This is a genomic window from Rheinheimera sp. B2H12 (genome assembly GCF_059620065.1).
The window spans coordinates 5,004,393-5,026,745 of the sequence record NZ_CM184363.1 but is presented as its reverse complement, the minus strand read 5'-3'; the positions used below and the strand labels follow the sequence as shown (position 1 = coordinate 5,026,745).

At 52.0% G+C, this 22,353-nt stretch carries 20 protein-coding genes; 13 read left to right on the top strand and 7 right to left on the bottom strand.

Annotation, left to right across the window (positions count from 1 at the left end; genetic code table 11):
- Positions 1-103: 103 nt before the first annotated feature.
- Positions 104-808, bottom strand: a complete 705-nt coding sequence (locus AC53GJ_RS21190; RefSeq protein WP_496730395.1) for a thioesterase II family protein — start codon at positions 806-808, stop codon at positions 104-106.
- A gap of 1,579 nt (positions 809-2,387) precedes the next feature.
- On the opposite strand from AC53GJ_RS21190, the gene AC53GJ_RS21185 reads away from it, so the two are divergent.
- From AC53GJ_RS21185 to AC53GJ_RS21170, 4 genes are all read left to right on the top strand, one after another.
- On the top strand, positions 2,388-2,633 hold the full coding sequence (locus AC53GJ_RS21185) for a hypothetical protein (RefSeq protein WP_496730394.1): 246 nt from the start codon (positions 2,388-2,390) through the stop codon (positions 2,631-2,633).
- Positions 2,634-3,116: 483 nt separating this feature from the next.
- The gene (locus AC53GJ_RS21180; protein WP_496730393.1) at positions 3,117-4,070 is read left to right on the top strand and encodes a hypothetical protein; all 954 of its coding nucleotides are present in this window, start codon (positions 3,117-3,119) and stop codon (positions 4,068-4,070) included.
- Positions 4,070-4,957: a LysR family transcriptional regulator gene (locus tag AC53GJ_RS21175; protein ID WP_496730392.1), complete on the top strand. Its 888-nt coding sequence runs from the start codon at positions 4,070-4,072 to the stop codon at positions 4,955-4,957. The genes AC53GJ_RS21180 and AC53GJ_RS21175 overlap by 1 nt, the downstream gene beginning before the upstream one ends.
- A 122-nt stretch (positions 4,958-5,079) precedes the next feature.
- Positions 5,080-5,889, top strand: coding sequence for a hypothetical protein (locus tag AC53GJ_RS21170; RefSeq protein ID WP_496730391.1), 810 nt, complete (start codon positions 5,080-5,082; stop codon positions 5,887-5,889).
- A gap of 145 nt (positions 5,890-6,034) precedes the next feature.
- Here AC53GJ_RS21170 and AC53GJ_RS21165 read toward each other — a convergent pair whose 3' ends face one another.
- The 3 genes from AC53GJ_RS21165 to ampC form a co-directional block, all read right to left on the bottom strand.
- The gene (locus AC53GJ_RS21165; protein ID WP_496730390.1) at positions 6,035-6,451 is read right to left on the bottom strand and encodes an organic hydroperoxide resistance protein; all 417 of its coding nucleotides are present in this window, start codon (positions 6,449-6,451) and stop codon (positions 6,035-6,037) included.
- A gap of 224 nt (positions 6,452-6,675) precedes the next feature.
- Positions 6,676-7,506 carry a hypothetical protein gene (locus tag AC53GJ_RS21160; protein ID WP_496730388.1) on the bottom strand — a complete coding sequence of 277 codons (831 nt, stop codon included), beginning with the start codon at positions 7,504-7,506 and terminating at the stop codon, positions 6,676-6,678.
- A gap of 167 nt (positions 7,507-7,673) precedes the next feature.
- Positions 7,674-8,882 (bottom strand): class C beta-lactamase, encoded by a 1,209-nt coding sequence (ampC, locus tag AC53GJ_RS21155; protein ID WP_496730387.1) that lies wholly within the window; start codon positions 8,880-8,882, stop codon positions 7,674-7,676.
- A gap of 233 nt (positions 8,883-9,115) precedes the next feature.
- Here ampC and AC53GJ_RS21150 point away from each other — a divergent pair, with 233 nt between their 5' ends.
- From AC53GJ_RS21150 to AC53GJ_RS21135, 4 genes are all read left to right on the top strand, one after another.
- Positions 9,116-9,976, top strand: coding sequence for a DMT family transporter (locus AC53GJ_RS21150; RefSeq protein ID WP_496730386.1), 861 nt, complete (start codon positions 9,116-9,118; stop codon positions 9,974-9,976).
- A 182-nt stretch (positions 9,977-10,158) separates the two neighbouring features.
- Positions 10,159-10,587, top strand: coding sequence for a DUF2141 domain-containing protein (locus AC53GJ_RS21145; protein WP_496730385.1), 429 nt, complete (start codon positions 10,159-10,161; stop codon positions 10,585-10,587).
- 24 nt (positions 10,588-10,611) lie between these two features.
- On the top strand, positions 10,612-12,093 hold the full coding sequence (locus AC53GJ_RS21140; protein ID WP_496730383.1) for a carotenoid oxygenase family protein: 1,482 nt from the start codon (positions 10,612-10,614) through the stop codon (positions 12,091-12,093).
- Positions 12,094-12,250: 157 nt separating this feature from the next.
- On the top strand, positions 12,251-12,811 hold the full coding sequence (locus tag AC53GJ_RS21135; RefSeq protein ID WP_496730382.1) for a hypothetical protein: 561 nt from the start codon (positions 12,251-12,253) through the stop codon (positions 12,809-12,811).
- A 38-nt stretch (positions 12,812-12,849) separates the two neighbouring features.
- On the opposite strand, the gene AC53GJ_RS21130 is transcribed toward AC53GJ_RS21135, so the two are convergent.
- From AC53GJ_RS21130 to AC53GJ_RS21120, 3 genes are read right to left on the bottom strand one after another with little or no spacing between them, the layout of a single operon-like run.
- A complete protein-coding gene (locus AC53GJ_RS21130; protein WP_496730381.1) occupies positions 12,850-13,476 on the bottom strand; it encodes a GNAT family N-acetyltransferase in 627 nt (208 codons plus the stop codon).
- Positions 13,477-13,492: 16 nt separating this feature from the next.
- The gene (locus AC53GJ_RS21125; protein WP_496730380.1) at positions 13,493-14,173 is read right to left on the bottom strand and encodes a glutathione S-transferase family protein; all 681 of its coding nucleotides are present in this window, start codon (positions 14,171-14,173) and stop codon (positions 13,493-13,495) included.
- 57 nt (positions 14,174-14,230) lie between these two features.
- The gene (locus AC53GJ_RS21120) at positions 14,231-15,187 is read right to left on the bottom strand and encodes a LysR family transcriptional regulator (RefSeq protein WP_496730379.1); all 957 of its coding nucleotides are present in this window, start codon (positions 15,185-15,187) and stop codon (positions 14,231-14,233) included.
- Positions 15,188-15,323: 136 nt separating this feature from the next.
- Between AC53GJ_RS21120 and AC53GJ_RS21115 the strand changes: the two genes are divergently transcribed.
- The 5 genes from AC53GJ_RS21115 (at position 15,324) to AC53GJ_RS21095 (ending at position 22,059) form a co-directional block, all read left to right on the top strand.
- Positions 15,324-15,977 (top strand): NAD(P)-dependent oxidoreductase, encoded by a 654-nt coding sequence (locus tag AC53GJ_RS21115; RefSeq protein WP_496730378.1) that lies wholly within the window; start codon positions 15,324-15,326, stop codon positions 15,975-15,977.
- 121 nt (positions 15,978-16,098) lie between these two features.
- Positions 16,099-16,473, top strand: coding sequence for an MmcQ/YjbR family DNA-binding protein (locus AC53GJ_RS21110; protein ID WP_496730377.1), 375 nt, complete (start codon positions 16,099-16,101; stop codon positions 16,471-16,473).
- Between the two features lie 105 nt (positions 16,474-16,578).
- Complete coding sequence (locus AC53GJ_RS21105) at positions 16,579-17,193, top strand: glutathione S-transferase family protein (protein WP_496730376.1); 615 nt, start codon at positions 16,579-16,581, stop codon at positions 17,191-17,193.
- 100 nt (positions 17,194-17,293) lie between these two features.
- On the top strand, positions 17,294-18,574 hold the full coding sequence (sbcD, locus tag AC53GJ_RS21100) for an exonuclease subunit SbcD (protein WP_496730375.1): 1,281 nt from the start codon (positions 17,294-17,296) through the stop codon (positions 18,572-18,574).
- On the top strand, positions 18,571-22,059 hold the full coding sequence (locus AC53GJ_RS21095; RefSeq protein ID WP_496730374.1) for an SbcC/MukB-like Walker B domain-containing protein: 3,489 nt from the start codon (positions 18,571-18,573) through the stop codon (positions 22,057-22,059). The genes sbcD and AC53GJ_RS21095 overlap by 4 nt, the downstream gene beginning before the upstream one ends.
- The last annotated feature ends 294 nt before the right edge of the window (positions 22,060-22,353 follow it).

Below are 22,353 nucleotides of genomic sequence, written 5' to 3'. Positions count from 1 at the left end.
CTGGTTCAGGTTATAGCGCTGCCAGATCATGCAACACACTGGGTTCAACTCAGGAGAGCCTCACACGTGAGACAGCTACAAAAACGCCAGATGCAGCCTCTGCTCAAACCGGATAAGTGGCTGTGAGCTTGTTCAGACGATCATTGACCACATCGAGGACTTGCTGCGAATGGGTGTTGATAAAAAAGTGACCACCCTCGCATTCAACCATCTCTGTGGCGGCAAAAAAATCCGCCCAACTGCCCAGTTGGGTTGGACAAATTTCATCGTGACGACCAGACAACACTGTTAATCCGGTCGGAATAGTCAGATCTCCGGCATAACTGTAGGTTTCTGCCAAACGGAAATCAGCCCTGAGCATCGGCAACAACAACTGCATCAGTTCCTGATTTTCCAGCACTTCGTCAGGTGTGCCATTCATTTGCCGTAACTCAGCAATGAACTCCGGATCTGGCAACTCTGAGGTTCTTGTATTCAGGCCTGGTTGTTTTGGACTACCACTACCCGACGCAAAAAAATGTAGCGGAGGCTGCTTCCCTGCGGCCTGCAACCGGCGCACCACTTCAAAAGCAATTCGGCTGCCCAGACTGTGCCCAAACACGACATAACTACAATTGATGATATCGCTGATTTTTGACATTAAGATGTCGGTCAGGCGGTTCATACAGTCGATAGGCAACTCGCAAAGATGGGTGCCACGTCCAGGCAACTGCACAATATTCAGTTCGACATGAGCAGGGAGCTGGTCAGCCCAAGCCTGATAAACCGATGCGCCACCACCAGCGTAAGGAAAACATAGTAATTTCAACGTCGCTGCTGATCGAGGTTTTGGTCTCACCACCCAAGGATCTCGGAATTCACTAAGCATACAAATCCCCTCAATTGTCCATATTTTGAGCTCACGAGCTCGTTCGACGTGTTGCCTTTGACCTCCTAACTTCTACAACAGGCAATTGACGGTGCTGATACAGCAAAGTAGCGAATATTCGCACCGAAGATTGATGGTCAATTGGCAAGACGGGTTCCATTGGCAGGCTCCCTGCCAGCGAGTGCGAGAAATTAACACGAGAAAACAGCATGTAAAGTGATAATTTTCTTACATTGATCGCCAGCATCGGCATGGTTGCATTGCACAATATCAGGTCAACCGCACCTAAGTTGCTGAGAACCGATTGAGCAGCAAATGACGGCAAACCCAATCAAACCTTGCTATCAAAACACTGCAAACAGCCGGAGCAGATAATTACCGTTCATTTGTGACAAACAGAAGGTATCTGATGCAAATTCGAACAAAATCAGTTTTTTATCAATACGATGTCACGCTAACAAGAGCACTATTTAACCTGAACTCGGGTTAATGAGTACCGTGCACAAAGATTCAGATGAACAGTACGAATGAAAGGTTTCATGGGTAGATTTTCGTGGATATCAAGGCGATTTTTCGTACGTCATAGCTGGCTATGGCTAAAAAAAACAACGCACAGAGGCGAGAGAAGATGCGGATGAAACGATATTGCTTAACCCGAGTTCAGGTTATTTACATTGATTAAACGATATTGATGCAGTGAAGCTTGAGGTTCCACTCCTGTTATTCACGCTACCTCACCAAATTCTTTATATGCGCGAACGCATAGAAAATAATTCATATATTTCAGGTTATTATGAGTATTTATCAATGAATTATCATGGATTCATCTAACTCTATTGACCTGCTCAAGCCGGACTTGTTTGGTTTTTTCAGCTTTGAACGCTGCCGGGAGGGAATGCAAACACGGCATACAACTGCGCCACAGTGTAAAGCTGCCTGAACCGAGCAATGCTGCTGAGTGTACTCATCAGGCCTGACCGTCAGGAATGAATGTTGTTGCTCAGGACCGTATTGGTTACAGCGTTGCCCTACGCCAACCCTTTGCCACTCCTTACTCGCTGAGAGCACAGGCCCGGTCCTGCGTACTTCGCAGCTCCTGTCGTGGGCTGGCGGCCCCCGGTTGAACAAAATTCACACACTAAAGGTGAACAGGTTCTGGCGCAATAAATAGACTAAATTCGCTGGACTCACACCATGCATTATTTCACTCTGGCCGAAGTGTTTCTGCTGCCTTTTTTACCAGCGCCAGTCGTTGGTCGTGCGTGATTTCAAATGTATTGGCTTTGCCAGACCAGTAGGTCTTAACACTCACCCAGCCTTGTTAGCGCAAAAGTACTTTGTATCTTGATGTAAAGTCATTGACCGTTAATTGTTAACTGAAGCCAATAATATCATTATTTTATAACTTATCTGTAAGATCAATCACGCTTATCTGTTAGAAAGTGTATGCAAATTAGAACTGACGACGCTGGTGCTTACTGATCATGACAGTGTCTTACAATCAACAAGGATTGACCCGATGAATCACCTCAAACAACAATCTTGCCAGACAACATTCCAGCAGCAAGAAACAGCACAACAGCCAAGCTTGCAATGCACCCAGCTGTTCAGCAGTACTATTCGCGCTGTATTTGAACAGGCTTATGCGCTAGGCCGGACCGATACACTTGAAGGTTACCACATAGCGCCGGCATTGGCTTATGAACACTTTTGGCAACAGCAGGAGCAACTCACACAGCGAGATAGCGCTAGTATTGGTATATGAAGGACGCGGGCGAGTATGATGACAACTCAGGCGGTTCTGCCTGAGCAAGACGCTGACTATTGCCTCAGCGGCTGAACCACGGCTCCCCATCGCGCCCAGCGACGAAACACTATACTGAATGCGCAGATGACATGCGCTGGATTCTCTCATATAATCCCGTCACATATGACTCCGCCTGTTGACTGAAGAAACTGGATTTTAGCGCCAGATCCCAGTCGATGGCGAAATTTTGAATGCGCCACTTGGTCATACCCGATTCGAAGTCAGGCCTGAAGACTTCCAGCATCAGTATTGGTATGTCTAAAGATCGCACAGAGGGGATCTGAGTTGAATAGCCTGCCATTTGAACAACAACTTACAGCTGAACTCAATAAAGTGGAATTCAGTAAACTGCTTATCGAGCAGTCTTACGAGTACATATCAATTTTCCTGAACCGAATAGTGCCAGATCCCACCAACCCGAGGTTTTTTCCGGTGGTGATAGTGTCTGATCAGCATGCTTACCAAATCGCCACCAAAAAGCTCTCCAAACAACAAATCATTGAGCAATTTTCAGCTCAGGACAAAGTCGTTTTTGGCAAGTCATGCATTCTGAATTGTTTTAAATACAATTCGGCCGAGTGGAAAAAGGTCAACAAGACGATTGAATCCATTACGGAACTGGCCAACAACGTCGCGGTATCTGAGATTATTCAGGTTCCGACGCTGTACCCGCTGGACGATGGTCGTTACCAAATTCTCACTGGACACCGGCGTTTTTTCGCCATGCTGTATATTAGCGGTATCGACAGCGCAGCTCATTTTAAAGTGTACGATCATCGCCCGGCGTTACCCAAAACCAAACAATTTCAGGAAAATGCGAGCCGAGAAGATTTGCCGCAATACGGTAAACTACAGGCATTCAAAGATGCGATGTATGAAATTGAAACGCTGAGCCGAAACAAGTTACAGGCTGGGGGTAAAGCGCTGACCGTCAAGGAGTGCGCCAGCATTCTCGGCATTTCCATGGGTGGTTATGACAATTACAGTGTATTGATCCGTTACCCTGCGGTGATTGATGCCTACCGTGACGGGGTTGCTCATCCTTTCATCCGAATGAAAAAAATTGTCCTGCACCATGAATCCGCATATCGCAGAAAAAAATCGCTGAGCGTCCTCAATGTCGAGCACAAACGCGAAATTAATGCCGCCATCAAAAGAAGTATCTATCAGGAATCGCAAGTTAAATCTAAAACAGTTGCCCAGTCCTATCGGATCCCGCAGCTTCAATCGACCAACGCGCTCAAATTTTTGCTCAGCCACAATGTCTTTGAATTGCCAATTGGCATCGACTGGCAGCAACTGGATTGGGACAACAAAACCCAGCTCAGTGAGGCCATGGAGCTGCTCGTCAGCTATGTCGAGCAAGCGACCAGCACAGAGAAACCATCAAGCTGATGGATAAAATCCGCGCTTTAACTGTGTATCGAAAAGTGGTGGAGTTGGGCAGTTTTCACGCTGCCGCAGCTGAGCTGCATTTATCAAAAGCCGCTGTCAGCAAAAACATCCGTGAACTGGAAGATTATTTGCAGACGCCTTTAATCAACAGAACCACCCGCAAACTCAATGTGACTGAGCACGGAAAAAGCTATTACCAGCAGATCTGCCACATCTTAGACAGCTTGCAGCAGGCGGATTTATCGTTGCTAGAATCGGGCGGCTCGTTGCGGGGGCAACTGAAAATCAGTGTGCCCATGTCGCTGGGTCTGGTTGAAATCAATCCTTTAGTCTGTGCTTTTATGGCGCAGCATCCGGCATTGTCGGTCGAGCTGGTGATGAATGACCACTACATCGATTTACTGGCGCAGGGTTTTGATATTGCCATTCGGGGCGGCGCTCCGCTGGCCGATTCCAGTTTTCGTGCCAGAAAATTAGCCGACCTCAAGCGGGTGCTTTGTGCTTCGCCTGCTTATCTGGCACAGGCCGCTCCTTTGCAGCAACCTGCCGATATTCACAAACAACAGTGCCTGATTTATAGCCTGGCCAGCAGCCAAAAATGGCGTTTCCAGCGCTTGGATCAGCAGCAAGAGATCACCTTAACCGCCGGGCGTTATACCGTCAATAATAGTCTGGCGCTGGCGCAAACCGCGGTGCTTGGCCACGGCCTTGCTTTATTGCCGTACCCTCTGATCCGCCGGGAATTGGCGGATGGGTCTTTAGTCCAAGTGTTGCCTGAGTGGCAGGTCGAAGATCATTCGCTGTATATCATTTACCCTTTCCATAAAGAGCAATCGCAAAAAATCAGAGCCTTCATCGATTTTATGCTGCAGCATTTCCACCCCTGAACTGCTGGTAGTGACTAAGCCTTTAAATTACTTTTAGTAAACAATCTAATCACTGAACTCGCGTTTATCTACCAGCAGCTAACTCGTACCATAGTGCTGAGTCAATCAACCGGAGACAAACAGTGAAAATATGGCGAAATATGGTGGTGATAGCATTGGTCGCAGCCGCACCTTGGTCAGTCAGTCTGGCACAGGCCGCAGTCAGCTCAGGTAAATTAACCATTGAGTTCAGTGACGGGCGTTCTGCAGTGCAAGGGATAGCACCCGTCAATCAGGTGTTGCGGACGGTTGGGGTGCGGGTGAGTACTGTGCCTATTCCGGCGGCGGCCAAAGCTGTGATTGCACAGGCCCAGTCCAGAGCCCTGAGCAAAGCTGAGCATGAACAGTTACTCAGGCTTTTTCCGCTGCATCGCGGCGAATTATTGCAGCAGATCAGCCTGGCGGGCAGGGAGGCGGCTGTGCCCAGAGGCGGCTACCTGTCAACCTCAGAGCAAGATGTCGCGCCTTATCCCAAGGTCTATGACATGAAATCGATGTCGCAACAGCTGGTCTACTTTTTACAGCACAAATTTGGCAAGTTGCACGTCAATAGCGCCGACGACGGCGCTGGCATTGACGAGGTGATGACGGTGATCTCAGGCGGTGACTGGACCTGGTTTTTTGTGCTGCCGGATCAAGTGGTTGCTAAGCTGACTTTAGGATTTGTGCCTGCCGACGGTGACGCCTGGCGCATCAGTTACCCTGGTTTGGTGCCTCATGGGGGGTTCTTTGACGCGCCTTATGGTCTGGTGGTGGCTTATGCCCATGGCCCGAAACAATTTGTGATGCGTTATGAAGAGCCGGCCGTGCCTGGTGCTGCGACCTTGGGGGCTAATCCCTGGATTGATTTTAGTGCTGACATCCCCCGGCTATTAACCGCAGTAAAACCCTGATGGCAAAGGCGCTGGCCGCAGGGTTAACCCTAGGTTGCTGCATCTTTAGTTGCAGCAAGTGCAAAAATCCCCGGTAGAAAACCGGGGATTTGCGTAGCAGAGACAAAAGTGTTGCGGCAGGTGTGCTGTCTGTACCAGTGCTGGTTCACACCAGCGTCAGACGGACCTGTAAACCATTGCGGGTGGCGTTGGAGTAAGGGCAGACCTGGTGCGCGGTTTGAACTAACGCCTGGGCTTGTTCAGTGGCAAGGCCTGGCAGGCTGATAAACAGTTCCACGTCCAGTGCAAAGCCAGGGTCGATCTGGCCAATACCCACTGCTGCGGTGACTTGCGCCTTGGTATCCAGCGCAATTTTCTGTCGTGCCGCAACAAACTTCAGCGCACTTAAAAAACAGGCGGAATAACCGGCGGCGAATAATTGTTCCGGGTTAGTCCCGGCAGCGCCATTGCCACCTAATTCAGCTGGCATGCTCAGCTGTACATCCAATTTGCCGTCGCTCGACTGGGCGCGGCCATCACGGCCTGAGGTGCTGGTGACTGTGGCTTTGTAAAGGACTTGCATTTTCATCTCCATAATGTTTCGATAATAGTTATCGCGATAAATTAATGCTGAAGCAAATGACTTTTGCGGTGCCTGGTGGCAACCAGCCTTTGTCATTTATTTCGCTGCTACGGTTTGCAGTGTTGAATTATATTATTGCAATAACTATTATTGCGCAATATTATTTTTTGACTTTCCACTGATTTACAGGTCAGCATATTGATTTTTATCAGATTATTTTATGGTCACCTACTTTGCGTCACTGCTGCCGAGGCTGAGTGGCTAAGGTGGTATCGGATCATGGAGATAACAGTGCTGCTATTTGGCTTACTCAGTGGTAAATACTGTTGATAATCCTGAATAAATTGTTGTTGTAGCTGTAAAAACTGCTGGATGGTACTGAATTTACTATTGGCTTGCCTGGAGAAAAATAACCGGATCCGTAAGTCATGGGCTGGCCGCAGCCACAGCAATTGACTGATGGTCGACTCCGGCAAATTCAGGCTGAAATAGCTGCAACTGAGCAGTTCACCGCCGGGCAACGATTGCTGACTAAATTCCAGCAACTGATGCCCGGCCAATAACCCGGTCTGATAGTGCAGCGCCAGTTTGGGCTGTTGTTGCAGGCTGATGGCCAGTTTTTTCTGCCGCAACTGGCAGTCGTGCCGGAAGGCTTCGGCTGCCAGCGCATGATCGGTGATCTGCTGCGCCGGTTGGCTTTGTTCCAGTTGCAGCAGCACAAAAATATGACTATCGGGAAAGCTGTAATAAGCGCTGTACCGCTGTTGCAGACTGATTTTTTCCAGCCGGTACGCTTTGTCCGAGCGCAAATTAAAAAATGCTAGCCTCTGTGACTGTGGGCAGGCCGGGCAACTGGCGTTGAGCTGGCCCAGTTGTAACTGACCGGATAATCGCAGTGGCAAATGCTGTTTCCACAGGGGGGCCAGTTGCGCTTGTGTTGCCACAACAGTACTGATGTCATTGGTCAGCAGATGCGCAGTTGCGGCAAAAGTCAGGCCGCAGGGCAGCAAGCCATAAGCCAGGGTGCGCAATAGCGGTAGTCGGAACAGCGTCATGGCCAGTTTCTTTTTTAACCACTTGATTGATCAACTCTAGTCGTCGGGCTGCTAAATCACCAGTCCAACTAGAGCCTGAATTGTGATGACCAGCGCGATGCCTGGTCTAGCTGGTGCTGCGAAAGCGGGACCTTGCCTGAGCCCGCTTTCGCCAATGGGTGAGCTCGTTAACGAAGCGCTTCCAGCACCGAGTAGGCCAGTTCGACCCGCTGCGCATTGGGATAACGTTTATTCGCCAGCAGCACAATGCCAACCTGACGGGATGGAATAAAAGCGGCATAAGCAGCAAAACCGTTGGTGGCACCGGTTTTATGCACCCAGCTGTTGGCCGTTGCAACTGCTGGCGGACTCAGCAAGGTAGCGGCGCTGCCCTGCACAAAAGTCGGATCTGTCATGGCTTTCAGTGCCGACAGTTGCACCGGATAATCCAGCATTTCCCAGCCTAAGCCCTGAAACATCGCGCCGGATTTGGCATAACGCTGTTGCGCTCGTTTGATGCTGGCCTGCAGCAGTGGGCTGTTCAGCTGTTCAGGTTGCATATTGGCTTGCAGCCACTTGGCTAAATCCCGCACGCTGGTTTTCACCCCGCCCGCTTCATCCTGCAGCATGGCCTGACCAATCCGCACAGCTTTATTGTCCTGATAACCCCAGGCGTACTGCGCTTTGGCCGCAGCCGGCACCTGCAAATAAGTGTGTTGCAGCTGTAATTGCGCCTTAAAGTGTTTGGCAAAAGCCTTGGCATAACTGCTGCCGCCAGCCGCTACCGCCAGATGCGCAAACAGACCAATACTGCTATTGGCATAGAGCCGATGCGTACCGGCAGGATATTGCGGTTGCCACTGCTGGAAATAGCTGAGCAGAGTTGCCTGATTGCTGACGTCATCCGGCATAAAAAGTGGCAGGCCACCTGCCGTATAAGTGGCGAGATGCTGCATATTGATCTGTTGCCACTGCTGACTGCCCGCAGTGGTTAATGCTGGCCAGTGTTGTGCCACCGGATCGGTCAGTTTGACCTGACCGAGTTCCAGCGCCATGGCCCCTAACACCCCGGCGTAAGTTTTACTGATAGAGCCGACTTCAAACAAGGTATCGGCGCTGACTGCTTTGTGAGTGGCCATATCGGCCTGGCCAAAACTGTACAGATAACTTTGGCCCTGCCATAACACGGCTACTGCCATACCGGGGATCTGTTGTTGTTGCATCAGTTGGCTAATCCGTTGCTTGATGTCGCGATTCAGATCTGCTTCAGTCTGAATACGGGCTGGCGCTTGCTGCAACTCAGTTGCAACAGTGGTTTGCGCCAGCGCCTGCGGACTGAGCAGGATGCTGCTGAGGCCGATAATGGCACCGACGACTGACAATGAAACATGCATCATGGTTTCCTCACTAAAAAATGGTTGAATGATTGATTGGGTAAAATGCTGCCGGGCCCGTGGCAGTGCTTAGCTTGCGCCAGTTAGCGGCGCCGGACAAACGATAAAATTGCCAGCCTGCTGTTAGAAAAACTTACACGTAAGGGACTGTGGCTGGGTTAGCGCCTGTGCAAACAAGCTGCTGCCATGACAGCTGTTGTGCTAAAATGCCGGCTGTTTTTTTGCCGGGGTCTGACATGCAGTCTACTGATAATCCGTTACGTGGCATTGTTATGATGTTATTGGCTGTGTTGCTGTTTTCCGGGATGGACGCCAGTATGAAAGCGCTGACCAGCAGTTACAGCCCGATGCAGATCACCTGTTTACGAGCTGCTTGCGCCTGGCCTTTGGTCGTGTTGTGGTTATGGCATGGCAACCGGCTGCAGCATCTGCTGCAGGCACGCTGGTCTTTGCATCTGTTCCGGGCGGCGCTTGGTATTATTATGTTGTCGGCCTTTATTTATGCCGTGAAAACCCTGTCGCTCGGCGATGCTTACGCGATATTTTTTGCCGCGCCCTTTTTAATTACCATATTGTCGGTGTGGTGGTTAAAAGATTATGTAGCGCCACGGCAATGGGTGGCGATCGCGGTCGGCATGGCTGCTATTTTGTATATGCTCAAACCAGAAGGCGATCAGTTGCTCAGTCTGGGCGCACTGGCAGCCTTGTTATCGGCCTTTTGTTATGCGGTGTCTGGCATTACGGTGCGTATTCTGGCCCGCTCTGAGCCGAGCGGTAATATGGTGTTCTGGCTGATGACGATGATTGGCATTGGTGCCGGTGTGCTGGCATGGCCAGACTGGCAACAGCTGCAATGGCAACACTGGCCGTACTTTTTAGCCATTGGCGTCACCGGCGCCATTGGTCAGGTCTGTATCACTGAAGCCTTCCGTTTGGCGCCACCTTCTGTGATTGCCCCTTTTGAATATACTGCCCTGGTCTGGGGCATGGGGTTTGATATTCTGCTGTGGCAAGTGTGGCCGGATGCCAGTTTACTGATTGGTTCCGGCATCATTATTGCCAGTGGTATCTACCTGATTTTACAAGAAAGACGCTAAGCGCCTGTCCACCCCAAGCCTGCAAGCCACTAGCTCGGCACCACAGCTCGGCAGCATAGCCCGGAAGTCACTTTTTTTGACCGAAAAAGTCATGACTTCCGGCAGTGATACGCCTTTGCAAAACACTCTAAAGTAGCTTCATCAGTCAGCGGGACTGACGCAACGACCCAAGGAGTGTCACGATGAAAAAATTAACTACTTTCAGCACAGCGTTCGGTTTATTGGCGGCTACTTTAATCTCTGGCGCTGCCATGGCGCATACCTTAACTGTCCAGATTGACCAAATTAGTGAGCAAAGCGGCAAACTGCATGTAGCGGTTTATGCTGATGAAGACAGCTATCAACAAGGTAAAAATGCTACTGCCGCCCAAATTAAACCCGTCACGGCTGATAGCCATCAGCTGGTCTTTACCGATTTGCCTGCAGGCCAATATGCGGTGAAATTAATGCACGATGCCAATGACAACGGCACTTTGGATCGCAACTTTATCGGCATTCCAAGTGAAGGTTACGGTTTTAGTAACAATGCTGGTGAATTTGGCCCCGCCAGTTTTGCCGACGCTGCCTTTGACGTGGCAGCCGATACCAGGCTGACGATTCACGTCCGTTAATCAGCGCTGCTGCAGGAGTGAGTGATGGACCGTCGTCGTTTTTTAACTGCCGCTTTGGCTTGTGCCAGTTATAGTGCTGTGGCTGGTGCTGCCGATCAATTACTGGCTGTGGCCCGCACGCCCGAGGCTGAGTTGCCGTGGCGACGGGCTTTTCAAGGCGTTCGTGCTGATTTTTCGCCCTTGCAGTTACACACCGAAGGGCAGTGGCCAGCAGCACTGAATGGCACCTTGCTGCGCAATGGTCCGGCCCGGTTAGAACGCGGCGGTGAGCGTTACCAACACTGGTTTGATGGCGATGGCATGGTGCAGCAATTTCAGATTGCCGCTGGCAAAGTGACGCATCAGGGCAAATTTATCCGCAGTAAAAAGTACCTGGTGGAAGAAATGGCGGGCGCTTTTCGCTATCACACTGCCGGGACTTTAGTGAAAAACCCATTGCCGGTGCGTAATAACGACGATTTAAATGTCGCCAATACGGCGCTGATCCCGTGGCAGGGCGAAGTGCTCGCCTTGTGGGAAGGTGGTTCGCCGCATCGGCTGGCTGCCGATAGCCTCGCGACTTTGGGGGTGAAAGATTTTGGTGAACAATATAAACAACTGCCATTTTCTGCCCATCCGCTGCCGGATGGCCAAGGCGGCATGTGGAATTTTGGCAGTTGGTATGTTGGCGGGCAAAAACAGCTGCTGGTGTATCAGGTCGGGGCTGATGATCGGATGCAGCGCCTGCAGCAAATCAGTTTGCCACAGGCCAGTTATTTGCATGCTTTTAGCCAAAGCGCGGACAAACTGGTGTTTTTCCTGTCGGCGGCAGTCTATGAACAAGCCGACACTTATATTAGTTCTTTTCAGTGGCGGCCCGAGCTGGGCTCACAGTTGCTGATCATTGATAAAGCCGATTTTAGTCAGCAGCAATGGGTCGAGTTACCGGCTGGTTTTGCTTTTCATTTTGGTCAGGCCTGGCAACAACAGGGTGAATTATGCCTGCAAGCTTGTTTATACCCGGATGCCAGTGTGATGCTGACTGGCATGAGCCAGATCATGCAGGGCAAAGCGCGTAAACAAAGCAGTAGCGCTGAACTGGTGACCATCCGGCTGAAGCTTGGCAAAACCAACGCGACAGCACAACTGGAGCGCAGCGGATTGGTGCTGGAGTTCCCGCAGTTTGTCGCCGGTTTTGCCAGCCCAGGTTCAGCCGCCCGTGCCAATGCTGAGGTGGCGCCTTTATTTGGTGTCAGTGGCAGTGACCGCAGCGAGTCAGGTCTAAGTCAAAGCTTGGTAAGAGTCGATGCCAGCGGGCAGCAGCAAAGATTTGACTTTGCACCAGGGGTGGTGGTGGAAGAGCCGTTATTGGTCGGCCAACATCTGATCGCCACCTGGCTGGATTATCGCCAAGGCCAAAGTGGTGTCAGTCTGTTTTTACAGGACCAACTGGCGGCAGGTCCAGTGGCGCAGGCGCGGATGGATAGGCTGTTGCCACTGGGCTTTCATGGTTGTTTTATTGGTTAATTACAAAAAATTACGATGATGTTATTTTTTTTGATTGTGTGGTTTTTTTATTTCCTAATAGTTATTGTTTTCGGCAAATTTATTGCTTTAAGTTGCTTGACAGCCGGTATCACCCTCACTAGTATCGCCGTTTTTTTTTCCTTGAAGGGATATATAGATGCAAAAGGCAACACAATTACTGCTGATCACGACATTTGGATTGACTCTTGCTGGTTGCGGCGGTGGTGGTGGCGACTCAGGCACTACCAGCACTAGTGTTGTGCCCACAAACAATGTTGTGACCAAGCCTGTGGTCGCAGAGACAAAATTTAACCCGGTGGTTGGTGTTTATGATGCCACTTTTAAAAATGACAAATTTGTCATGCTGATTGATCAAGCAGGCAAAGTTCAGGTGTTCAACGATTTAAATGATGCTGTCGGTAATAATAAGGCCTGTTATCGCGCACCAACTGCCACGGAAGTGAATGCTAGTTTTGATCAGCAGCAGTTGTCTTATGATGAAAATAAACGGCATTTCACATTAAAAACTAGTGCTGGACAAGCGGCCTGGGAAGTGGATGCCAATAATAAAATCAGCTTTGTGATCCTGGACGGCATGCTCACTTCTGCCACCAGCATTCGCGTCAGTTCATTCAATGGCGGTCATCCGATTGTACTGACCACAAAAGCACTGGATCTCACCGCCGATACAGTGACCGCTAATCTCTGTAAAAAATAATTGGTCTGTTGCCACAGCGCTTAGGTTGTTGTGACGGATCAGATCCCGGCGGTCCCTATACCTGGTGCTGTTGTTAACCACAGCAAATAACGTTGCAGTTGCTGCCGGGCAAAATGCCCGCTCAATTGATGCGGCAAGGTGCCGCTATAAACGGCACCTGCTCTTGTTACCAGCCGGATGCTGGCATGGTTGTCGGCCAGACAACGAAATTCCAGTAGTTCCGCCAGTTGTTGTTGTTGCAAATAAGTCCCCAGTGCGGTCAGTAGCTGTGGTATCAGTTGTTGCCCGCGAAAAGCCGCCCCCAGCCAGTAGCCAACTTCGGCCACTGGTCGTTCAGGCTGATCGGCAAGCTGTGCTGGCCCTGCAGGCAATTCAGCCACTGCCAGACGGCGAATGGCTTTTAAGCCCAACACTCCGGCATATTTTCCCTGCTGCAGGATCAACCACCAGGCCGCACCTGGCTCCTCGCTATTGATCCGGCTTTGCAGATAACTGAGCGTGCTCTGCTCGTCCACCACCGCTGCTGCCCAGGGTAAATACTGTGCTAAATCAGTTTTATTCTCTGCAATCAGCGGCCATAACTGCACCGCATGCGAAATATGAAGCGGCGCTAGTTGCAGCGCGCCTTGGCATAATAACGGCAGAGCGGTCAGGGCCGACATCATGCTGGGCTGTTGCAAGTTAGCTGGCGCGAAAATCTGCCGTGATCCGCCCGGCTTGTTGCACTTCTTGTTCATGCGCCGGATCACGCCAAGTTTCAGCCAATGCTTGTTGATACCAGCTTTGCATGCCGGGTAAGGCCAGCAAGCGGTCGGCGTAAGCCATGGCGGCGCTACTGAGCTGCAGACCATAACTTTGCAGCCGAAACGCCACCGGGGCAAAAAAGGCATCAACCGCAGTAAAAGTGGCACCAGCGAGGAAAGGGCCGCCAAATTGCAGCAAACCTTGTTGCCACAATTCATCCAGCCTTGCCAGGTCTTGTAACAAGGCTGCCGGCTGTGTGGTGAGTTGCAGCCGAACCCCGCAGTTCATGCCACACATAGTGCGCAGGTTGCTAAAACCAGCATGCATTTCGCTGGCGGCACAACGGGCAAAATTGCGCGCTTGCGCATCCAGTGGCCAGACGCCGGGATGACGCTCCGCCAGATATTCAACAATGGCCAGCGACTCCCACACCACCACTGCGCCATCTTGCAGGCAAGGCACTTTGCCGGTGGGTGAAAAACGGCGGAAGTCGGCGAATTTATCGGCTTGAAATGGCTGTAGTTTCTCTTCAAAAACAATGCCGAGTTCAGTCATCAGTAACCAGGGCCGTAACGACCAGGACGAGTAGTTTTTATTGGCGAGATAAAGTTGGTACATAAAGCCTCCTCTGAGCAGGTTTTACCTTAAGACCTTGTGGTGTTTCTGGCAAGCCAGTTATCGAATGGCAGCACCAGCCATTGCGCTCTCTGATGCATGTTCAGCCAACCAGCGCTGAAAAAACTGCATAAACTGCCGGACCGCCTGGCTGCGGTGCGGACCTGGCGGATAGACGGCATAAATACCGCCGCCCGGCAGTTGCCAGTCGCTGAGCACATGCTGCAGCTGGCCGCTTTGTATCAAGGGCCTGGCGGTGTAATCCGGCAATACCGCAAGACCTGCGCCAGCCAGCAATAACGAGGTCACACTTTGGGTGGAGCTGGTACTAAAAAAGCTGCGCAGCCGCACTTGTTGCACTGCGGCCTTTGCAGTGGCGCTGGCAGCCTGCTGAAAACGCCAGCTCAGTGGCGTGGCCAGCGGGCTAAAGGCGATAAAATGCAGCGCGGTCAAATCGGCCGGACTGTGCGGGCTGACATGTTGTGCCAGGTAAGCCGGTGCCGCCAGCAGCCACTGCTGAAATTCGCCCAGTTTGTGCGCCTTATAGCTGGAATCCTGCAACCAGCCAATCCGGATTGATAAATCTATGCCTTGTTTAATTAAATCCTGCACCTGATCACTGCTGCGTAAATCAAATTGCAGCGCCGGATGTAATTTGGCAAAGGCCAGCAGTGCCGGGATCAAAACTCGGTTGCTGAAATCTTCCGGCGCACTGACGACCAGCTTGCCGGTTAGTTGCGGTGGGCTATCAAGGGGTCTTAACGCCGCCAGTTGTTGCTGCACCTGTTGCAATAACGGCAGGCAATGCTGCAATACCTGCTGACCTTCGGCCGTTAAACTGACCTGCCGGGTGGTACGGCGAAACAGCGCTACGCCCAGTTGTTGTTCCAGCGCTTTAATTTGCAGGCTCAGGCTGGTTTTATTGCTGCCCAGTCGTTCGGCGGCGGCGGTAAAACTGCCACTTTCTGCCAGAGCTGGCAACAATAACAGGGTATTCAGATCAAGGCTGGTTTTCATCGGCGGCACTCAGTGGGTGATTGTTTGTTTATTTTAAACAGTGAATTAAATATTAGGCTATTTTTTGCTGTTAATCAGCAGCGGATAATAGCGGCATTGCGGTGCTGCCGCCTTGTTCAACTGATTGGAGAGACCCATGTCACAACAGCAAACAATCGCCATTATTGGCGCTTCAGGTTTTATTGGTTCGGCACTGACACAAGAAGCGCTGAGCCGTGGTTTTCAGGTGCGGGCGCTGGTCAGTCGGCCTGAGCGGTTACAGCCATCAGACCAGCTCACAGTGGTGGGCGTCGATGTGCTGGATACCGCTGCGCTGACTCAAGCGCTGGCTGGGGTCGAGCTGGTGTTAAGTGCCTTTAGCGGTCATGCCCAGGCTGATGTGGCCGGGTATTACCAACAAGGTTTTGCTTCGATTCTGGCGGCGGTCAAAGCCCAGCCACAGCCGCCTAGGCTGTTGCTGGTCGGTGGTGCGGCTTCATTGCAATTGCCTGACGGCAGTATGTTGCTGCACAGTCCGGATTTTCCGGCCGCTTATCGTGGTTCGGCCGAAGGTGCTTATGCCGCGCTGCAAAGGCTGCGCGCAGAAAACGAGCTGCGCTGGAGTTATTTATCGCCAGCGGCAGAGATTTTCCCGGGCGATAAAACCGGTACTTTTCGCCTTGGCGGCAATCAATTACTGACTGACAGCAACGGCCGCAGCCGGATTTCCACCGCTGATTATGCCGTGGCGCTGCTGAATGAAGCTGAGCAGCCACAGCATCCGCAACAGCGCTTTAGTGTGGCGTATTAACTGTCAGCTTCAACTGCCAGCCACAACGGCAAACCTGGGCGGCGGACTGCGATGCTCAGGTTTATTTGTGGTGCAAAAAGCGCTACAGTCAAAGCCTTGAAACTTGGCTGCAGGACTATGCATGAACTTCACCAGCTGTCGCGATTATTGTCTGATGCAATTACAAAGTAGCGAAGACTTTCCGTTTGGGCCTGATATCTATGTGTATAAAGTGGCCGGTAAAGTGTTTGCGATTTTATCGGAGTCCTTACTTGCTGACTCGGCTGGGCGGTTGGCTAGTGTGAATTTAAAATGTGATCCGGCCGAAGCGCTGATGCTGCGGCAAATTTTTCCGGCCATTAGCCCTGGCTATCATATGAATAAACAACACTGGAATACGGTGTTGTTAGATGGAACAGTGCCGGAAAATGAACTGAAACGACAAATTGACCAATCTTATCAACTGGTGGTGGCGACTTTACCGAAAGCCAGGCGGCCTTTGCTGAGTCGGGGTTGAGCGGCAAACCTAAAGGGCTGGCGAAGATTTAACCCGCCGCACTCTATCCAGCGTGATTTTTTATCGTTATGGTAACAGTTCCATTTTTGCCGCAAGGAGCTCAACATGTCAGCGTTACCCGCTCTGGTGTTATTTCATCATCCACAAAGTCGTTCGGCCGGTGTCCGCATCCTGCTAGAAGAACTGGCATTGCCTTATCAAATTGAATTGGTTGATTTTAAAAACAAACCTGCGGCGTTATTGGCCGCCAATCCATTGGCCAAGGTTCCGACCTTGCTGGCCGATGGTGTGGCCGTGACCGAGCAAGTGGCCATTTATCAGTTTCTGGCCGAGCTGGTGCCTGAGGCCGGGTTAAATCCGGCGGTGGGCGATGCGCTGCGTGGGCCTTATCTGCGCTGGCTGGCGTTGTACGGCAGCAGCTTTGAGCCTGCCATCATCGACAAAGCATTGCAACGCGACAGCGGCAGTATGAGCCCTTATGGCACAGTGGCTGAGGTAGAAACTTTGGTCCGGACCCAACTGGCGCAAGGTCCCTGGTTATTGGGCGAGCGTTTCACTGCGGTCGATGTGTTATGGGCATCGTCATTAGGCTGGATCACCCAGTTTGGTATGCTGGAAAAAACGCCGGAAATTGCCGCTTATCTGCAGCGGTTCCAGCAAAGACCGGCAGTGGCGGCGGCACAGCAAAAAGATGCCGCTTTGTTAGCCGCGACAGCTTAATGCCAACACTGCCTCAAGCCAGTCTGTGCTGCACTGGCTTGGGGCAGTGTCCCTGCTATGGTATGCTGCAACCGACTTTTTCTGACGGGCCTAAGTTTTCATGCGGATCCTGCACACTTCGGACTGGCACCTCGGCCAGTATTTTGTCGGCCAGAGCCGCGCGGCTGAACACCAGGCGTTTTTTCACTGGTTAAAGCAGCAAATTATCGCGCTGAACGTTGATGTCTTGCTGGTGGCCGGTGATATTTTTGATACTGCCACCCCACCTAGTTATGCTCGCGAACTGTACCATCAACTGATTGTTGATTTGCAACCAACCGGGGTGCAACTGGTGCTGCTGGGCGGCAATCATGATTCAGTGGCGGTGTTACAGGAAAGTGCCGCGCTGCTGCAATGTCTCAATACCACAGTGATCCCGGGTTATCAGACCATCCCGGCCGCGCATCTGGTGCCACTACGGCACAAAAACGGCCAGGTTGGCGCTGTGCTGGCGGCGGTGCCATTTTTACGGCCACGGGATTTATCCCAGCGCGCTGATGGCAAAAGTCAGCCCGGTCAGACGGCTGCCGACAAAAGTGCCCAGTTACAACAACAAATCAGTGCGGTGTATCAGGAACTGTATCAACAGGCACAACAACTGGCCATTGAACTGCAGAGCGGTGACCCTCTACCGCTGCTGGCGACCGGTCATTTGACGACGGTTGGGGCCAGTAGCTCTGAATCGGTGCGGGAAATTTATATTGGCACGCTGGAAGCCCTGCCAGCCAGCTGTTTGCCGCCTTTTGCCTATATTGCACTGGGCCATATTCATCAGGCGCAACAAGTCGGTGGCTCTGAATTTATTCGCTACAGCGGTTCCCCTATTGCCCTCAGTTTTGACGAAGCCCGGCAGCAAAAACAACTGCTGCTGGTTGAATTCAGTGCCGGTAGCCAGGTGCCAGTGGTCAGCGCCGTCGATATTCCGTGTTTTCAGCCGTTGTTGAGTTTACGCACCGATGTTGCCAGTCTGGCTGATGAACTGGCGCCGGCGCTGGCGCAACTGGCTGCTGGCCAGCAGTTATGGCTGGAATTGGTGCTGAGTGGCGAAACCGCCTTGTTATCCGATTTGCAAGTGCAGTTACAGCAGCAACTGGCAGACTTGCCGGTGCAACTGCTGAAATTGCGGCGCGAGCGGCAGCGCAGCAGCAGTTTAGCCAGTGCAGCCTTTGAACCTTCGTTACTGGAACTGACGCCACAACAAGTGATCGAAAGCAGGTTAGCGCAAGCAGAATTGCCAGATGAGCTGCAGCAACGATTGTTGCAGTTGCATCAGCAGGCGCTTTCGCAATTAACGACGGAGCCAAACGCAGCTGGCGCCGACAGCACGGAGCTGCGCGGATGAAAATATTATCGATCCGGTTGCAGAATCTGAATTCACTGCGTGGCGAGTGGCGGATTGATTTTCGTGATCCAGCCTTTGCCGACAGTAACTTATTTGCTATCACAGGCCCGACCGGCGCTGGTAAAAGTACCCTGCTGGATGCCATTTGTCTGGCGTTATATCACCAGACGCCAAGGCTGAAACAGCTCAGTCCGAGCAGCAATGAACTGATGAGTCGTCACACGGCGGAATGTCTGGCCGAAGTAGAGTTTTCGGTACGGGGGCAGGGCTACCGGGCCTTCTGGAGTCAGCGTCGTTCCCGCGGGGCGGTCGAGGGCAATCTGCAAGCCGCCAAGGTGGAGTTAGCCGCCGCCGACGGCACTATTCTGACCGACAAAGCCAATGAAAAGCTGAAACTGACCGAACAATTAACTGGGCTGAATTTTGAGCGTTTTACCCGATCCATGTTGTTATCGCAGGGCAATTTTGCCGCTTTTCTCAATGCCAGTGTCAACGACAGAGCCGAGTTGCTGGAAGAACTGACCGGCACTGAAATTTATAGTCAGATTTCGATGCAGGTGTTTCAGACCTGTCGGGAACTGGAACAACAACAACAACTGACCAAAGCGCGGTTGGATGGTTTGCCATTACTGACGGCGGAACAATTGGCAGCGCTACAGCACCAGACTGAGCAAGTGCAGGCGCAGCAGCAACAGTTGCAGAGTGCGCAGCAACAGCTGCAGCCGCAGCTGGACTGGTGGTTGCAACTGGAAGCAGCCACGCTGCAACAACAACAGGCCAGTAGCCAACTGGCACAGGCAGAGCAGGCGCTGGATCAAGCTAAAGTGGGTTTGGCTAAACTGGACAGTTATCCGCAAGTACAGAAATTACAGCCGTTGTATCAGGCGTTATTGGCAGCCAGGCAACAACGCGATGTGCTGGCGGAGCAGTTACAGCAATGGCAGTTGCGATTTGCGCCTGTGGCGGAGGCACATCGGCACTGTGGTCAGAGTATAGTGCAATTGGCCAGCCAGCGTGATGACTGGTTACAGCAACAACAGCAGCAGATGCAGGCAGAACAGCAGCAGTTACAACAGCAGCTCAGCGGCCGGCTCAGCGCGGGTCAACTGGCTGAACAGCTGGCCGCCTGGCGGCCCGAGTTGCAGCAATTACAGCAAAAGCAGCAACAGCTGCAGCAGTTACAGCAACAGTGTCATCAACTGGAGACCAGCTTGCAGCAACAGCGGCAGCAAGGTCAGCAGAAAAAACAGCTGCAGCAACAACTGGCGAGCAAGCAGCAACAGGCTGCAGCACAACTGGCACAGCTGCAACAGAGCCAGCAACAACTGGATATCACGCTGTTGCAGCAACAGCAGCAGCAGGGACAACAGGACCAACAGGCACTGACCGATTTTGTCCGGCTCCAGCGGCAACTGTGGCAGTTGCGGCAGCGGCAACAGCAATTACAGCAGGATTGCCAGCGACATCAGCAACATGAACAGCAGTTGCAGCAGCAAGTGCAGCAGTTGCGACTGGCTTATAAACAGCAAAGCGACAGCGTCAAAGACAAAGAGCTGATTGTCCGGCAGCAACAGAAAATTACCGAATTATCAACACTGCGGTCCAGCTTGCAACCCGGTGAGGCTTGTCCGCTGTGCGGCAGTGCCGAGCATCCGGCCATTACGCATTATCAGACGCTGGACCCTTCAGTGGCCGAACTGGCGCTGCAACAGGCCAGGCAACAGCAAGACGAATACAGGTTGCAGGGTGAACAACTGCAACAACAACTCACCCGGTTACAAACTGAACTGCACGGCTGGCAGCTGCAGTTACCAGAGGTCGCTGCGCAGCAGGCGGAACTCTCGGCCCAGTTGCAGGCGCTTCACTGGTCTGCTGCACTGGCGACGACTGCACAACAGCAAGCGCAGCTGCAGGATCTGCCGGCACTGACCGCGTTGCAACAACAACTGGCACAGCAACTGACGCAGTGCCAGCACCAGTTGCAGCACTATCAGCAGCAGCAACAGGCACTGCTGACCGCCCAGCAGCAACTGCAACAGTCGCAACAGCAGTTACAGCAACTGGAGCAGGAGTTGGCACTGGAACGGCTGCAGTATCAACAATCGCAAAAAGAGCAGACGCAATTACAACAGCAGCAACAACAACTGCAACTGCAATTGCAGCAGCAATTGCAGCAGTGGTGGCAGCAGCTGTCTGTGCTGGATGGACAGGAAGCGATGGCAGTCTCTGATCAGGTGCTGGATCTCGCAACGCTGGAGGGGCGGTTGCAGCATTGGCAACACCAGCTGTTGCAGTGGCAGCAGCAGGAACAGCAACTGACAGCACTCAGCCAGCAGTTATTACAACTGCTGCCGCAATGCCAGCAGGCCGGGCAGGAACGACTGCATTGGCTGCAGCAAACCGGCCTTGCCGCCACAGACGGCAATCCGGCTGCGAGCACGGCGCAAAACGCGGCAACACTGAGCCAGCAGTTGCAGCAGCACACCCAGCTATGGCAACAACAGCAACAACAACTGGCCAGCCTGCACGGCGAACAACAAAGCTTGTTGCTTCGCCAGCAACAGCAGCTTGAAGAGCTGACTCAGCACCAGCAGCAATGGCAGCAGGCGTTGTCGGCCAGTGCTTTTGCCTCAGATGTGGCATTTATTAGCGCTATTCTGACCGACGAGCAATTACTGCAGTTACAACAGCAAAAACAACAGCTACAGCATGCGCAAACGGCGGCCGCAGCCTTGTTGCAGCAAGCTGAGCAGCAGTTGGCAGCCTTGGCGGTAACCAAAAACAGCTTGTTGGCCGCTGGTGCCGCCTGGCCTGCCAAAGCTGAATTACAGCAACAACAACAAGAGTTACAACAGCAGTTGCAGCAGCAAAGTGAAGCGCTGGGGCAACTGAAACAACAACTGCACCAGCAACAACAGCTTGCCAGCACTCAGGCTGAACTGTATCAGCAATTGCAGGACCAGCAGGCCTGGTATCAGGACTGGCAAAAACTGAACAGCCTGATCGGCTCTGCCAATGGTGATAAATATCGCCGCTTCGCGCAAGGCCTGACATTGCAACAACTGATCCAGCTGGCCAACCGGCAACTGGCGACCTTGCACAGTCGTTATCAACTGGCCCGCAAGGCCGACAGTGAGCTGGAGCTCTGGGTGCTTGATAGCTGGCAGGCCGATGCAGTACGGGATACCAAAACTTTATCCGGTGGCGAAAGTTTTCTGGTCAGTCTGGCGCTGGCCCTGGCGTTATCGGATCTGGTCAGCCATAAAACCCAACTGGAATCCTTATTCCTGGATGAGGGCTTTGGCACGCTGGACCCGGACACGCTGGAAACCGCGCTGGTGGCGCTGGATAGCCTGCAAAGCAGCGGTAAGATGATTGGTATTATCAGCCATGTTGAGGCGTTAAAAGAACGGATCCCACTGCAAATTAAAGTGCAGAAACTGGCCGGTTCCGGCTGGAGTCAGCTGTTGTTGCCAACCGGCTGAGTCACTGGTCTGACGTTTTGCCGTGGCAGAGCTGAAGACCAGTCCCCTTGACATGCGTCTGTGCCTGAGCCAGCCGGGCATCCTTTACAGCTCCGACCAGACAACAGATTGGCGTGGCTATTGCCTAGCTGGTTTGTTCCTTTTTTAACATATATTTAATTTTTTATTTTACAGTTATGTAAATTATGTGACTTTGTGTATGTATTTAATAAAATCATATAGTTACTGACTTTGATCAGTTTTTTATCATAAAAATCAGGTTTTTTTTTCTGCTTTTGTAAGCTTTATGTCTGG

Excerpts from the sequence above, each read along its gene's own strand:
- AC53GJ_RS21145 (WP_496730385.1), top strand. The coding sequence starts at position 10,159 with ATGAAAAAATTAACTACTTTCAGCACAGCGTTCGGTTTATTGGCGGCT.
- AC53GJ_RS21115 (WP_496730378.1), top strand. The coding sequence starts at position 15,324 with ATGTCACAACAGCAAACAATCGCCATTATTGGCGCTTCAGGTTTTATT.
- AC53GJ_RS21160 (WP_496730388.1), bottom strand. The coding sequence starts at position 7,506 with ATGACGCTGTTCCGACTACCGCTATTGCGCACCCTGGCTTATGGCTTG.
- AC53GJ_RS21185 (WP_496730394.1), top strand. The coding sequence starts at position 2,388 with ATGAATCACCTCAAACAACAATCTTGCCAGACAACATTCCAGCAGCAA.
- AC53GJ_RS21130 (WP_496730381.1), bottom strand. The coding sequence starts at position 13,476 with ATGATGTCGGCCCTGACCGCTCTGCCGTTATTATGCCAAGGCGCGCTG.
- AC53GJ_RS21135 (WP_496730382.1), top strand. The coding sequence starts at position 12,251 with ATGCAAAAGGCAACACAATTACTGCTGATCACGACATTTGGATTGACT.
- AC53GJ_RS21120 (WP_496730379.1), bottom strand. The coding sequence starts at position 15,187 with ATGAAAACCAGCCTTGATCTGAATACCCTGTTATTGTTGCCAGCTCTG.
- AC53GJ_RS21105 (WP_496730376.1), top strand. The coding sequence starts at position 16,579 with ATGTCAGCGTTACCCGCTCTGGTGTTATTTCATCATCCACAAAGTCGT.
- ampC (WP_496730387.1), bottom strand. The coding sequence starts at position 8,882 with ATGATGCATGTTTCATTGTCAGTCGTCGGTGCCATTATCGGCCTCAGC.
- sbcD (WP_496730375.1), top strand. The coding sequence starts at position 17,294 with ATGCGGATCCTGCACACTTCGGACTGGCACCTCGGCCAGTATTTTGTC.
- AC53GJ_RS21125 (WP_496730380.1), bottom strand. The coding sequence starts at position 14,173 with ATGTACCAACTTTATCTCGCCAATAAAAACTACTCGTCCTGGTCGTTA.
- AC53GJ_RS21095 (WP_496730374.1), top strand. The coding sequence starts at position 18,571 with ATGAAAATATTATCGATCCGGTTGCAGAATCTGAATTCACTGCGTGGC.
- AC53GJ_RS21110 (WP_496730377.1), top strand. The coding sequence starts at position 16,099 with ATGAACTTCACCAGCTGTCGCGATTATTGTCTGATGCAATTACAAAGT.
- AC53GJ_RS21140 (WP_496730383.1), top strand. The coding sequence starts at position 10,612 with ATGGACCGTCGTCGTTTTTTAACTGCCGCTTTGGCTTGTGCCAGTTAT.
- AC53GJ_RS21150 (WP_496730386.1), top strand. The coding sequence starts at position 9,116 with ATGCAGTCTACTGATAATCCGTTACGTGGCATTGTTATGATGTTATTG.
- AC53GJ_RS21165 (WP_496730390.1), bottom strand. The coding sequence starts at position 6,451 with ATGCAAGTCCTTTACAAAGCCACAGTCACCAGCACCTCAGGCCGTGAT.
- AC53GJ_RS21175 (WP_496730392.1), top strand. The coding sequence starts at position 4,070 with ATGGATAAAATCCGCGCTTTAACTGTGTATCGAAAAGTGGTGGAGTTG.